A 12,564-nucleotide genomic window follows, 5' to 3' on the forward strand; every position below is an offset into this window, starting at 1 on the left:
ACACAAAAAACCGGCCTTTGAGCCGGTTTTTTGTTGCCTGCCAGATCGCGCTCAGGCCGTCTTTCGCGGACGATAGGCCAGAGCGAGCAGCAACGCACCCGCGAGCACCATCGGCAGCGACAGGATCTGCCCCATGGTCAGCCAGTCGAAGGCCAGATAGCCGATGTGGGCATCGGGTTCGCGCACGAACTCGACCAGGAAGCGGAAACCGCCATAGCCCAGCAGGAACAGCCCCGAGACCGCCATCATCGGTCGCGGACGGCTGGAGAAGATCCAGAGCACGGCGAACAGTACCAGTCCTTCGAGTGCGGCCTCGTAGAGCTGAGAGGCGTGCACGGCCGGACTCAGCAGGGTGTCGGCCGGCTGGTCGAGACACTGACGCGGAAAACGCTCGCAGGAAAGTTGAAACCCCCAGGGCCACTCGGTGCGATGCCCCCAGAGTTCGCCATTGATGAAGTTGCCGATGCGCCCGGCCAGTAGCCCGGTCGGCACCAGGGGCGCGAGGAAGTCGCCGACCTGGAAGAAGTGCAGACCATGACGGCGCGCAAACAGCCCGATCGCGACCAGAACGCCGATCAGCCCGCCATGGAAGGACATGCCGCCTTCCCAGACCTTGAGCAGATTCAGCGGATTGGCCAGGATCTGATCGAAGCCGTAGAACAGCATGTAGCCGAGCCGTCCGCCGACGATGACGCCGAGGACGCCATAGAAGATGAGATCGTCGACCATCTCGGTCGTCCAGCCGGACTCGGGGCGGCGCGCGCGCCAGCGCCCGAGCCACCAGGCCAGCGCGAAGCCAATCAGATACATGAGGCCATACCAATGGACCTTGATCGGGCCAAGGGCGAGGGCGACGGGGTCGATGTCGGGATAGGTCAGCATATGGTCGCGGATGGTATCACGGTGCGGTAGTGGTGAAGGAGTGGGCCAGGGCGGCGAAATCGAGGTCCGGCAGCTTGAGGAAGAACTGTCCCTCGAAGGCTCCGTTCCAGTGCATGCCGTCAGGCAACTGGGGTGCGAGCTGGGAGCCAGGCGCGATCTCGGCGGGACGCAGCGGCAGCGGTCGTAGCTCTGAGACGCCACTGTAACCGAAGAGTCCGTAATTGGATTCAGCGCCATAGGGACCGGAGCGGCCGAGTAGGGCGCGTCTGGCCGCGCGTTCATCTTTTGGAAGGTTCGGCGAGGATTTCCAGGGTTCGTCGAAGGCTTCGAACAGATGGATCTGCACACCCGTGGTCCGCGACCAGGTGACGGCCTCGCGCACGAAGGCGCTGGCTAGGGCCGGGTTGAAATAGCGCCGAGCGATGGCCAGACCGCCATCGTCGAGTTGTGCGCCGGCGGTATCGAGCCGGTCGGCGATCGCGGCGAAGGCCGTGTCCGGACGGATCGGCGCTCCATCCTCGACATAGCCGGGCAGATTGAAGGCGATGCCGTCGGTGGGATGGCCGATCTCGCCGATCATGATCTCGATCGACCGCTCGCCGGCCAGCGTCCGGATCGTTCGTTCGAGCTGGCGCCATTTATGGCCGAGCTCACCCTGCTCGGGATCGAAATAGACCGACCACTGACCGTTTTGGGAAGCCGCTTCGACCGCCTCCGGACTGGGGTAGAGATTCTCCATCACGCAATCCGACTCCGCGAGCAGGGCGGCGACCTCGCGTCCGAAGCGGGCGCGTGCCGGATCGTTCGCGTTCGGATCAGCCAGTCGAAAGCGATGTCCGCGCGCACCGAGCCGCAGATCGAGTCCGGCGAAGGCCGCGCCCGGCGCCATCTGCGCTCTGGCGTACTTCAACATGGATGTGATCTGTTCGGTCGGACTCGGCTGTCCGTCCGGCCCGCTCCAGGGCTGGGCGTATTCGTTGGTGAGAATCAGATGGGTGACGGTCCCCGGAAAGCGTGCGTTGGCGACCTGGGCCTGGGCGAGCGCGGACAGGATCGCGAAGCGCATCCGGTCGTTCACCAGGGTGCCGGCGACCTGGATGTTGTCGACGCCGAGCTTGATCGTCAGCAGGCGCCGACCGGCCTGGGCGTTGATCTCAGCCGCCGCGAGTGCGATCTGGGCATTGGCGTCACCGGCGAAGAACCCGGGATTGAGCCGAGCTTCGGGGTCGGTCGGATTCGCCGGCTCGAACAATGCCTGATGGATGGCGACCACGCGCAGATCCTGTCCAGGCGTGCCGGCGGTCTCGACCCGAATGCGCTCGGGTGCGGGTCTGACATGGACGGCCATCGGCGGAAAGAGAAAGACCACATCGGTGGTCTCGCGTCTCTGATAGGGCGTGGTCTCGCCGGGACGGAGTTCGAGGAGGCGACGGTCGGTCCAGAACGGCAGGGCGACAGAGTCCCGTCCGTCGACCTGACGCCAGTAGCCGGCCTGAAAGCCCGTGCCATAGGTCGCGAGTGTCAGCGGCGCTCCGCCGGCAGCCTGGCGCAGGACATCGAGCTGTCGATAGACCGAGGCTGCGTGATCAACGCCGCTGACGGTCTGGGGTGTGCGATCCTCGAAGAAACGTGTCTTGGTGTGGCTCCAGGCGATGGCGTCCTGTCCGCGCAGTGCCTCGGGCTGAAAGGCCAGCGAACCTTCGGCCGAGACGTCCTGGAGCCGTCCCGCTTCGTCGAACGTCAGACGCAGGGTCTGGGTCGCCGCCCACAGCAAGCGGGCCGGATGCTCGACATCGATGCCGCCGACATAGCTGTTGAAGGCCGGCACATGGAAGTCTCCGGGCGCATAGGGGTTGTCCGGTCGTGCGCTCCAGTGTCCGACATAGGGCTGATAGGCCAGCCCCAGGATCGGCGTGTCCGCCGGTGCGATTCCAGTTGCAGCAAGACTCAGGGTAAGCAGCGCCATCGAGCGTCGAAGCCACATGCCGAGCCACCGTCCCCGCTCAGTCCATGCGCGCCCTGGACGCCTTGTTGGGATTACGCAGCAGCACATAGACCGCTCCGGTTCCGCCATCACGACGGGTCGCCGAACAGAAGGCCAGCACCTGATCATAGAGTCTGAGCCAGTAGTTGACCTTGCTCTTGAGCACGGGCGCACGTCCGCTGGAACGATAACCCTTGCCGTGGATGATGCGCGCGCAACGCACCCGCCGATGGGCGCATTCTGTGAGGAACTCGGCCAGGATCTGACGCGCGTGCTCAGCCTGGAGTCCATGCAGATCGACCTCCAGCCCGACCGGAAAGGCCCCGCGCTGGAGGTCGGCGAGCACCCGGTTCTGGACGCCGGGGCGCGCGAAGAACAGATAGTCGTGGGTCTCGACCTCGGACTCGGCGAGCGCGACCCGCTCGTCACCTTCCGGCGCCTCGATCGGGCGCGGACGGGGCACCGGCGGCGGACGGCGGCGAAAGGGCTCGGTGCTCTCGAACGACAAAGGCTCGGCGTCCTCGACCTGTTCGCGGAAGAGCTGGCGGTCGGCGTCCTGGAGTGTGGGTTTCATCGGCTGGATTGGGGCTGTCTGGGCACGCTTGGGGAGCGAGTATAGCCGCCCCACGATCGGTCGACGATGTCGGGATGCCCGATCAGCGTCCGTAGAGTATGATCCTCGGCGATACCAAGAGACTCGCGAAGAAACGATGAAAATCCTTGTCAGTAACGACGACGGCTATCAGTCACCCGGCTTGATCGTGTTGGCCGAGGCCCTGACGGCCCTGGGCGAGGTGGTGGTCGTGGCCCCCGAACGCGACCGCAGCGGCGCGAGCAACTCGCTCACGCTCGACCGACCGCTACGCGCCAAGCGCATGCCCAACGGTTTCATCCAGGTCGACGGCACACCGACCGACTGTGTGCATCTGGCGCTCACCGGATTGCCCTCAATCGAGCCGGACATCGTGGTCTCCGGCATCAATCATGGCCAGAATCTGGGTGACGATGTGCTCTACTCGGGCACGGTCGCCGCCGCCACCGAGGGGCGCTTTCTGGGACTGCCTTCGATCGCGGTCTCCATGGCTTCGAGTGCGCCCCAGCACCTCGACACCGCCGCGCGCGTGGCGGTCCAGTTGGTCGAGCGTCTGCGTCAGAACCCGCTCGAATCCAACATCATCCTCAACGTCAACGTCCCGGATCGGCCCTATGCCGAACTCCAGGGCTTCAAGGCCACGCGGCTGGGACATCGGCACAAGGCCGAGTCGGTGGTCGAGGCCCGCGATCCGCGCGGCCGGCTCATCTACTGGATCGGACCGGCCGGTCCCGAACAGGACGCCGGACCCGGCACGGACTTCGACGCCGTGCGCTCGGGCTTTGTCTCGATCACGCCGCTACAGGTCGACCTGACCCGCCATTCAGCCCTGGAGTCGCTCGGTTCCTGGCTGACCGGATGCCTGTGATGACCGCGACCCTGCTCGATCCGGGCATTGGCATGACCTCCAGGCGCACGCGCGAGCGCCTGATCCAGCGTCTGATGGACGCCGGGATCGACTCACCCGAGGTGCTGCGCGTGATGCGCGAGTTGCCGCGTCATCTGTTCGTCGACGAGGCGCTCGCCAGCCGTGCCTACGAGGACTCGGCGCTACCGATCGGACATGGTCAGACCCTCTCCCAACCCTATACCGTGGCGCGCATGACCCAGGCCCTGCTGGAGCACGGTACGCCCGACACCGTGCTGGAGATCGGCACCGGCTCAGGGTTCCAGACCGCCGTTCTGGCTTCGCTGGTGCGGCGCGTCTACACCGTCGAGCGCGTCGGCGAGCTGTTCGAGCGCGCTCAGGAACGGCTCGGCGCGTTGAAGATGCGCAATGTCCGCTATCGTCATGGCGACGGCGCCCAGGGCTGGCCCGAGTACGCGCCCTATCAGGCCATCATGGTGACCGCCGCCCCGCGAGGCATCCCGCGTGCGCTCGCCGAGCAGCTCGCGCCCGGCGGGATCATGGTGCTGCCGATCGGCGAGGGACCGCGCCAGAGTCTGGTGCGGCTGGTGCGGCTGGCGCGCGGCGGCTTCGGTCACGAGATCCTGGAACCGGCCAGCTTCGTACCCCTGCTGGCTGGAGTCGCCTGAATCCGGGACGCGCCGCCCGATGCGCCTGGGAGTCCTGACTGGATGATGGGAGCCTCGACCTGATCTTGTTCCATCCGCGATCGACCCCAGCTATGAGCCGAGACGAACCGCGCGACACGCGGATGCCGGTCGTCCCGTCGCTGCTGGGGCTGGCCCTGACGCTGCTGATCGCCGGTTGTGCCTCCAGAACGTCGGAATCGCTCCATGGCCGATACTGGTCCGGTCCGGCGCCCGACGGCTATTATCTGGTCCGAAGCGGCGACAGTCTCGGTCTGATCGCGCAGCGACTCGGGATCGATCAGCGTCGACTCGTGCGCTGGAATCGGCTGGAGCCGCCTTACACCATCTATGCCGATACCCTGTTGCGGATCGCGCCGCCGGATGATCGCTCGCCCAAGGGGGTGCGCAAACCGCCGGCGCCCCTGCTCGCGGACGCGCCCCGGACGGCCCCGAGCGAGGTCTCCACGCCGACCGACCAGCCCGAGACGGGTCGGACTCCCGTGAACCGGACCGCTGAGCAGACGCCCAAGACCGAAACGCCCCAGGCGACCAAGGCCGCCAAACCTCGGGCAAGATCGCGTCCCGCCGCCAGGACGCCGACACGCGAGGGGCCGGGCAGCCGGCGCGGCCCCTCGGGCGTGGACTGGGAATGGCCGCTCACCGGCCCGCTGGTGCAGACCTACAGCGAGGGCGATCGTACCCGACACGCGATCCGCATCGGCGGTCGGTCGGGAGATCAGGTCAAGTCCGCCGCCGACGGTCGGGTCGTCTACAGCGGGAGTGGACTCAAGGGATACGGCAACCTTATCATCGTCAAACACAGTGAAAAGTATCTGAGCGCGTATGGCTTCAACCGCCGGCTGTTGGTCACGGAGGGCGAGCGTGTGAATCGGGGGCAGGTCGTGGCCGAGGTCGGGCAGGGCGCGGATGGCGCCTATCTGCTGCATTTCGAGGTTCGTCGTCATGGCCAAGCCGTCGACCCGATCCTCTATCTGCCCGCGCGCCCTTGAACAGTTCGTCCCGCGCGCCGGAGGATGTGGATGTCGAGCGCCAAAGACCGCGAGACCCCTGACAATCTGTCCGAGATCGATAGCGAATCCCTGCCGCTGCTGGACGGGGATTCGGACTCCATCGATTCCGATGACTCCGACTCGGACGATCTCAAGCTGCTCGACGGCGACTCGTCGAGCGCCGCCGAAGAGCGCCCCATCGAGGCCTCCGAGGCCGATTTCGATGCCACCCGGATCTATCTCAACGAGATCGGCGAATCCCGGCTCCTGACCGCCGAGGAGGAGATCCATTTCGCCCGACTCGCCCAGGCCGGCGACAATGCGGCGCGTCAGCGCATGATCGTGTGCAACCTGCGCCTGGTGGTCAAGATCGCGCGGCGCTATCTCAATCGCGGGCTGCCGCTGCTGGATCTGATCGAGGAGGGCAACCTCGGGCTGATCCGGGCGGTCGAGAAGTTCGACCCCGAGCGCGGCTTTCGCTTCTCGACCTATGCGACCTGGTGGATCCGCCAGACCATCGAACGCGCGATCATGAATCAGACGCGCACCGTGCGCCTGCCGATCCATGTGGTCAAGGAGATCAACATCTATCTCAAGGCGTCGCGCACGCTCGCGCAGAGCCTGGATCATGATCCGACCTCCGAGGACATCGCCCAGTTGCTCGACCGTCCGATCAACGAGGTCAAGCGGATGCTGGGCCTCAACGAGCGTATCACCTCGGTCGACACGCCCTACAGCAAGGACGCAGACAAGCCGCTGGTCGACATGCTCCAGGACGACGGCTCCAGCGATCCCACCGATCGCATCCAGGACGACGACATCCACGTCAACATCGAGCACTGGCTCGGGCTGCTCAACGAGAAACAGCGCGAGGTGGTCGAGCGGCGTTTCGGTCTGCACGGCTACGAGAACTCGACGCTCGAAAGCGTCGCGCGCGAGCTGGGCGTCACTCGCGAGCGTGTGCGTCAGATCCAGATGGACGCCCTGCGCCGGTTGCGCGATATCCTCGAAAGCGAAGGGTTTTCGGTCGAGTCTTTCTTCAAATAAGCATTGACGATTCGCGGGTTGACTTTCGACACGCGATCCATTGAGATTCGCCGATCGACGCCGCCGGATCGCGGTCGCCTCGTTCCAGGCCGGATGGCCTCCTTGCCTTCGTGCTGTGTCCAATGGTTTCGGGAGGGTCCATGCAAGCCAGTCTGGAGCAGAAGTACAATTTCGATATCGTGCGCTGGTTCACGATCATGGCCGTGGTCTATCTGGTCCTGGGCGCGGGCTTCGGTGTCTACATCGCCTCGGAACTGGCCTGGCCGTTCCTGAACTTCGACAGTCCCTATCTCTCCTTCGGGCGGCTGCGACCGCTGCACACCAACACCGTCATCTTCGCCTTTGGCGGCTGTACCCTGATGGCCACGGCCTTCTATTCGGTCCAGCGCACCTGCGGGGTGCGGCTCTGGAGCGACAAGCTGGCGCGCTTCACCTTCTGGGGCTGGAACGCGGTCATCGTGCTCGCTGTCCTCACGCTCCCCCTGGGGCTGACCCAGTCGAAGGAATACGCCGAGCTGGAATGGCCGATCGACATCCTGATCGCCGTCGTCTGGCTGGCCTTCACCTTCAACTTCATCATGACCATCGCCATCCGGAAGTCCTCGCACATCTATGTGTCGAACTGGTTCTTCCTCGGCATGATGATCATGATCGTCTATCTGCATGTCGTGAACAGCCTGGCGATCCCGGTCGGACTCTTCAAGTCCTACTCGATCTTCTCCGGGGTGCAGGACGCCATGATCCAGTGGTGGTGGGGGCACAACGCGGTCGGCTTCTATCTGACCGCCGGCTTCCTCGGCATCATGTACTACTTCGTGCCCAAGCAGGCGGGGCGTCCGGTCTATTCCTACCGGCTGTCGGTGATCCACTTCTGGGCGCTGATGTTCGGCTATGTCTGGCTCGGTGCGCATCATCTGCAATACACGGCGCTGCCGGACTGGACCGGCTCGCTGGGGGCGGCGATCTCGCTGGCCATGATCATTCCGTCCTGGGGCGGGGCGGTGAACGGCATGATGACGCTGTCCGGCGCCTGGGACCGGCTGCGCACCGACTATGTGCTGCGCTTCCTGATCATGGCGCTCGCCTTCTATGCCATGTCGACCTTCGAGGGGCCGGTGATGGCGCTCAAGAGCGTCAACGCGCTCTCGCATTACACCGACTGGACCATCGGCCATGTGCATTCGGGTGCACTCGGCTGGGTGGCCGGGATCTCGATCGGGGCCATCTACCATCTGATGACGCGGCTCTATCACACTGAGATGTTCTCCGAGCGCCTGATCAACCTGCATTTCTGGACCGCGACCATCGGCACCGTGATCTACATCGTCGCCATGTGGGTGTCCGGGATCATGCAGGGGTTGATGTGGCGCGCCTATGACGAGTACGGCACCCTGGCCTATACCTTCGTCGAGTCGGTCGATGCCATGCATCCCTATTACGCCATGCGCGCCGTCGGCGGCGGACTCTTCCTGTTCGGCGCGGCGGTGATGCTGTTCAACGTGCTCATGACCGTGCGCAAATCCGTCGTCGAGGGTCGCCTGCAACAGGCGCGCGCCCTCCCGGCCATGGCCTGATCGGGAGGAGTATCGACATGAGCGACAGAGCCAAGGTTCGCGTCAAGAGCTTTCAGGAATGGCTGGAGGTCAACATCTGGGGCCTGCTGATCGCCACCGCGCTGGTGCTTTCGGTGGGTGGACTGGTCGAGATCGTGCCCCTGTTCTATCTGAAGAACACTATGGAGCACAACGCCTTCCCCGAGATCGTCTGGGACAAGGCGGGCAAGGAACCCATCGTCACTCTGGATGACGCCGGCAAGGTGAAATGGAACTGGCAGCCGGGCGACGGTGTGCGGCCCTACACGGCGCTGGAGCTGGCCGGGCGCGACATTTATCAGCGCGAGGGCTGCTATCTCTGCCATTCGCAGATGATCCGGCCCTTCCGCGACGAGAAGGAGCGCTACGGGCATTATTCGCTTGCCTCCGAATCCATGTTCGACCATCCCTTCCAATGGGGCTCGAAGCGCACCGGCCCGGATCTGGCGCGCGTCGGCGGCAAGTATTCCGACGACTGGCAGCGCCGGCATCTGTACGATCCGCGTTCGTTGGTGCCCGAGTCGGTGATGCCCAGCTATCCCTGGCTCGACGAGACGGCGGCTGATCCGGACATGTCGCTGCGGGTGTTCGGCTTCACGCTCTGGCCGGCCGGGACCGGTTCGCGGATGCAGCGTCACATGCGGGGAATGCAACAGGTCGGCGTGCCCTATACGGAGGCCGACATCGCCGCCGCCGAGTTCCTGCTCGAAGGCAAGACCGAGATGGATGCCCTGGTGGCCTATCTCCAGGTGCTCGGCACCATGGTCAAGCTCGATGACGCCAAGGCCTATCGTGAATAGCCTCATCGAGTATTTCGCGACCGACTGGGAGGCGATGACGGTCAACGACTGGATCGGCACCATCCTGACCGTCGTCATCTTTCTGCTGATGATCCTGGCCTATTTTCAGGTCTTTCGTCCCAAGAACCGGGAGTCGCTCGAATCCAGGAAGCACATCCCGTTCGAGGACGAGGACGACGCGCCCTCCGGAGATCACGATGGCCGACCATAATCCCTTTCCAGGCGAGAACAACACCGGGCATGTCTGGGACGACAACATCCGCGAGCTGAAGAATCCGCCGCCGCGCTGGTGGATGCAGGGGTTCTGGCTGTCGATCATCTGGGTCGTCGGCTATTCGATCCTCTATCCGACCTGGCCGGTCGGTGACGATGCCAATCGCGGCCTGCTCGGCTGGACCCAGATCAAAGAGTACGAGCAGGGCGTCGAGCGCATCGAGGCCAAGCGCGCCGAATTCGAGGACCGGATCCGCGAGTTGAGCGCCGATCAGATCCTGGCCGATCCGGGGCTGAAGCAGTACACACTGGCCTCGGCCAAGGTGCTGTTCGGCGACAACTGCGCCGCCTGTCACGGCAGCGGCGGGCAGGGCAATCCGGGCTATCCGGTGCTCGCCGACGACGACTGGCTCTATGGCGGCACCACGGCCAAGCTCACCGAGACCATCACGGGCGGGCGTCAGTCGCTGATGCCGGCGCACAAGACCATCCTCACCGAGCCCGAGGTCGATACGCTCGCCCACTGGGTCGTCCAGATGAACGAGACCGGCGGCGAGGGCGGGAGCGAGGCCGGCTGGACGCTCTTCAAGACCAAGGGCTGTGTGGCCTGTCATGGTCAGACCGCCAACGGCCATGTGGTCGACCTGCCCAATGGCGACTTCATCGGCGTGGGCGCAGCCAATCTGCGCGACGGTATCTGGCGCTTCGAGCCGGGTGGTTTCGAAAGTGCGCGTCACACCATCCTCTATGGCGTCAACCAGAAGGACGTCCCCGAGAGCCGCAATGCCGTGATGCCCGCCTTTGCCGAGCCGGCGGGCAAACTCAGCGAGCAGGACATCAAGAAGCTGGTCGTCTATGTCCATTCGCTCGGTGGCGGGATGTGACGTCTGGATGTGACCCAATTGAATACCGATCCTGAATCGACCGCGCCGGTCTCGGTCGACGCGCTCTACGCCGAAGCCGACGACTGGCACGTCAATGCCGGCGGCCAGACCATCCATGCCAAGCGGATTCCGGGCCGCTGGCGCACCATCAAGTGGGCCATGGCCTCAGTGTGGCTGATCTATCTGCTCGGTCCCTATCTGCGCTGGGACGGACGACAGGCGGTGCTGTTCGACATCCCGAATCGTCAATACCATCTGTTCTCGGTGACAGTGCTGCCGCAGGACTTCTGGATGCTGTCGCTGCTGCTGTTGTTCTTCGCCATCCTGCTGGCGGTGATGACGGCGCTCGTCGGGCGGGTCTGGTGCGGGTTTTTCTGCTTCCAGACCGTCTGGACCGATGTCTTCACCTGGATCGAGGAGCGGCTGGAGGGTCCGCCGGCGGCGCGGCGCAAGCTCGATGCGGCGCCGATGAGCCGCGAGAAGCTCAAGGTTCGAGCCATCAAGCACGGTCTCTGGCTCCTGATCGGCTTTCTGACCGGTTTCAGCTTTGTGTCCTGGTTCACCGACGCGCCGACGCTGTGGTGGACCTTCTTCACCGGTCAGGCCAATGGTGCGGCCTATGTCACGGTCGCGCTCTTTACGGCCGGTACCTATGTCCTGGCCGGTTTCCTGCGCGAGCAGACCTGTTTCTGGCTCTGTCCCTATGCGCGCATCCAGGGCGTGATGCTCGACCGCTCGACCATCGTGCCGACCTATGACGAGCGGCGCGGCGAGCCGCGTGGTCGGGTCAAGCGCGAGGACGAGGGAGAACGGACGACCGGCGATTGCGTCGACTGCAATCAGTGCTTGGCGGTCTGTCCGACCGGGGTCGACATCCGGCGCGGTCAGCAGGAGGGCTGCATCACCTGTGCGCTCTGTCTCGATGCCTGCGATCAGGTCATGGACAAGGTCGGTCGGCCGCGTGGACTCATCCGCTATGCCTCGCTCGACGAGTTCGAAGGGCGTTCGACCAGTCGGTTGTGGCTCAGGCCGCGCGTCTGGGTCTATGTGCTCATCCTGGGGCTGTCGCTGTCCGGCATTCTCTATGGCCTGACTTCGCTCGACCCGCTCGAACTGCGGGTGCTGCATGAGCGCGCGCCGCTGTTCGTGCTTCAAAGCGATGGCTCGATTCAGAACAAATATACCCTCAAGATCCTCAACAAGACTCATGAGCCGCTGGCCGTGACGGTTCGCGCCACGGGGCATGACGACTTGACGCTCGTCGGCGCCGAGCAGCCGATCGAGACGATGCCGGGCGGTGTGACGCCGGCGACCGTGTTCGTTCGCATTCCTCGTGAGGCGCTCGAATCTGAACAGCAGCCGATCGTCTTCCGGATCGAGGCCGAACGAACGACGGGCGAGCCGGCCTTGACCGAGCGTGAGAGCGTCTTCGTCGGCCCCGAACCGCGCTCCGATTGAGGGGCGAAACTCCGAGCAACACGAGGCCCAGTGCCGATGATGACCCACATCCAAACCCGTCTCCAGACTCATCTCCAGCCAAACGCGGCCCTGCGCAATCCCTGGGTGCTCGGCTGGATCGGGCTCATCGTCGTGGTGCTGGCGGTCAATCTGGTCATGGTCTATCTGGCCTTCGCGACCAATCCGGGGCTGGTCAACGCCGACTACTACGAGCGTGGTCGCAACTACGAGCGCACCGTCCTGACCCGTCAGGCACGCGACCCGGGCTGGCTGATCCGGGCCGACATCCCGGCGTCGCTGCATGCCGGTCAGACCGAGTCCATCCGCGTCTTCTTCGTCGACAAAGCCGGTCAGCCGGTCGATCCCGAGGTCGTGACCTTCCATGCCTACCGGCCATCGGATGCCGCGCGCGACTTCACCCTGAGCATGAACCGTGAGGATCGCGGGCGCTATGTGGTCGAGACCGCCTTTCCGCTGATCGGTGTCTGGGACACGCTGATCGTTGCGCGTCTGGGCGAAGATGAGTTCAGCGTTGGCGAACGCCTCACGGTCGGGACGCCCTAGCG

General features: G+C 64.7%; 13 protein-coding genes. 10 read left to right on the forward strand and 3 right to left on the reverse strand.

From position 1 onward, the window contains the following. Window positions 1–51: 51 nt before the first annotated feature. From lgt to HW932_RS01245, 3 genes are read right to left on the reverse strand one after another with little or no spacing between them, the layout of a single operon-like run. The gene (gene lgt / locus HW932_RS01235) at window positions 52–882 is read right to left on the reverse strand and encodes a prolipoprotein diacylglyceryl transferase (protein WP_176974683.1); all 831 of its coding nucleotides are present in this window, start codon (window positions 880–882) and stop codon (window positions 52–54) included. A 16-nt stretch (window positions 883–898) separates the two neighbouring features. After that, window positions 899–2,848, reverse strand: coding sequence for a hypothetical protein (locus HW932_RS01240; RefSeq protein WP_176974684.1), 1,950 nt, complete (start codon window positions 2,846–2,848; stop codon window positions 899–901). Between the two features lie 37 nt (window positions 2,849–2,885). Then, window positions 2,886–3,440, reverse strand: a complete 555-nt coding sequence (locus HW932_RS01245; protein ID WP_176974685.1) for a Smr/MutS family protein — start codon at window positions 3,438–3,440, stop codon at window positions 2,886–2,888. A 136-nt stretch (window positions 3,441–3,576) separates the two neighbouring features. Here HW932_RS01245 and surE point away from each other — a divergent pair, with 136 nt between their 5' ends. From surE to HW932_RS01295, 10 genes are all read left to right on the forward strand, one after another. Further along, complete coding sequence (gene surE, locus HW932_RS01250) at window positions 3,577–4,326, forward strand: 5'/3'-nucleotidase SurE (RefSeq protein WP_176974686.1); 750 nt, start codon at window positions 3,577–3,579, stop codon at window positions 4,324–4,326. Further along, a complete protein-coding gene (locus HW932_RS01255; RefSeq protein WP_176974687.1) occupies window positions 4,326–4,994 on the forward strand; it encodes a protein-L-isoaspartate(D-aspartate) O-methyltransferase in 669 nt (222 codons plus the stop codon). The genes surE and HW932_RS01255 overlap by 1 nt, the downstream gene beginning before the upstream one ends. Before the next feature lie 92 nt (window positions 4,995–5,086). Continuing rightward, on the forward strand, window positions 5,087–6,004 hold the full coding sequence (locus tag HW932_RS01260; RefSeq protein WP_176974688.1) for a peptidoglycan DD-metalloendopeptidase family protein: 918 nt from the start codon (window positions 5,087–5,089) through the stop codon (window positions 6,002–6,004). Window positions 6,005–6,034: 30 nt separating this feature from the next. Beyond that, the gene (gene rpoS / locus HW932_RS01265) at window positions 6,035–7,051 is read left to right on the forward strand and encodes an RNA polymerase sigma factor RpoS (protein WP_176974689.1); all 1,017 of its coding nucleotides are present in this window, start codon (window positions 6,035–6,037) and stop codon (window positions 7,049–7,051) included. A 140-nt stretch (window positions 7,052–7,191) separates the two neighbouring features. Then, window positions 7,192–8,625, forward strand: coding sequence for a cytochrome-c oxidase, cbb3-type subunit I (ccoN, locus tag HW932_RS01270; RefSeq protein WP_176974690.1), 1,434 nt, complete (start codon window positions 7,192–7,194; stop codon window positions 8,623–8,625). Window positions 8,626–8,642: 17 nt separating this feature from the next. Further along, window positions 8,643–9,443 (forward strand): cytochrome-c oxidase, cbb3-type subunit II, encoded by an 801-nt coding sequence (ccoO, locus tag HW932_RS01275; RefSeq protein WP_176974691.1) that lies wholly within the window; start codon window positions 8,643–8,645, stop codon window positions 9,441–9,443. Then, window positions 9,436–9,654, forward strand: coding sequence for a cbb3-type cytochrome c oxidase subunit 3 (locus tag HW932_RS01280; protein WP_012970006.1), 219 nt, complete (start codon window positions 9,436–9,438; stop codon window positions 9,652–9,654). The genes ccoO and HW932_RS01280 overlap by 8 nt, the downstream gene beginning before the upstream one ends. Then, entirely contained in the window at window positions 9,641–10,540 is a 900-nt protein-coding gene (ccoP, locus tag HW932_RS01285; RefSeq protein WP_176974692.1) for a cytochrome-c oxidase, cbb3-type subunit III, read from the forward strand. The genes HW932_RS01280 and ccoP overlap by 14 nt, the downstream gene beginning before the upstream one ends. 18 nt (window positions 10,541–10,558) lie before the next feature. Continuing rightward, window positions 10,559–11,998, forward strand: a complete 1,440-nt coding sequence (ccoG, locus tag HW932_RS01290) for a cytochrome c oxidase accessory protein CcoG (RefSeq protein ID WP_176974693.1) — start codon at window positions 10,559–10,561, stop codon at window positions 11,996–11,998. A gap of 36 nt (window positions 11,999–12,034) precedes the next feature. Next, window positions 12,035–12,562 carry a FixH family protein gene (locus HW932_RS01295; protein ID WP_176974694.1) on the forward strand — a complete coding sequence of 176 codons (528 nt, stop codon included), beginning with the start codon at window positions 12,035–12,037 and terminating at the stop codon, window positions 12,560–12,562. Window positions 12,563–12,564: the final 2 nt, after the last annotated feature.

Source organism: Allochromatium humboldtianum (genome assembly GCF_013385175.1).
In the GTDB taxonomy this organism is placed as follows: Bacteria; Pseudomonadota; Gammaproteobacteria; order Chromatiales; family Chromatiaceae; genus Thermochromatium; species Thermochromatium humboldtianum.

Bases quoted from the DNA above. Each gene is read 5' to 3' on its own strand.
- HW932_RS01240 (WP_176974684.1), bottom strand. From the start codon at position 2,848: ATGGCGCTGCTTACCCTGAGTCTTGCTGCAACTGGAATCGCACCGGCG.
- ccoP (WP_176974692.1), top strand. From the start codon at position 9,641: ATGGCCGACCATAATCCCTTTCCAGGCGAGAACAACACCGGGCATGTC.
- lgt (WP_176974683.1), bottom strand. From the start codon at position 882: ATGCTGACCTATCCCGACATCGACCCCGTCGCCCTCGCCCTTGGCCCG.
- ccoO (WP_176974691.1), top strand. From the start codon at position 8,643: ATGAGCGACAGAGCCAAGGTTCGCGTCAAGAGCTTTCAGGAATGGCTG.
- HW932_RS01260 (WP_176974688.1), top strand. From the start codon at position 5,087: ATGAGCCGAGACGAACCGCGCGACACGCGGATGCCGGTCGTCCCGTCG.
- HW932_RS01245 (WP_176974685.1), bottom strand. From the start codon at position 3,440: ATGAAACCCACACTCCAGGACGCCGACCGCCAGCTCTTCCGCGAACAG.
- rpoS (WP_176974689.1), top strand. From the start codon at position 6,035: ATGTCGAGCGCCAAAGACCGCGAGACCCCTGACAATCTGTCCGAGATC.
- surE (WP_176974686.1), top strand. From the start codon at position 3,577: ATGAAAATCCTTGTCAGTAACGACGACGGCTATCAGTCACCCGGCTTG.
- ccoN (WP_176974690.1), top strand. From the start codon at position 7,192: ATGCAAGCCAGTCTGGAGCAGAAGTACAATTTCGATATCGTGCGCTGG.
- HW932_RS01295 (WP_176974694.1), top strand. From the start codon at position 12,035: ATGATGACCCACATCCAAACCCGTCTCCAGACTCATCTCCAGCCAAAC.
- HW932_RS01255 (WP_176974687.1), top strand. From the start codon at position 4,326: ATGACCGCGACCCTGCTCGATCCGGGCATTGGCATGACCTCCAGGCGC.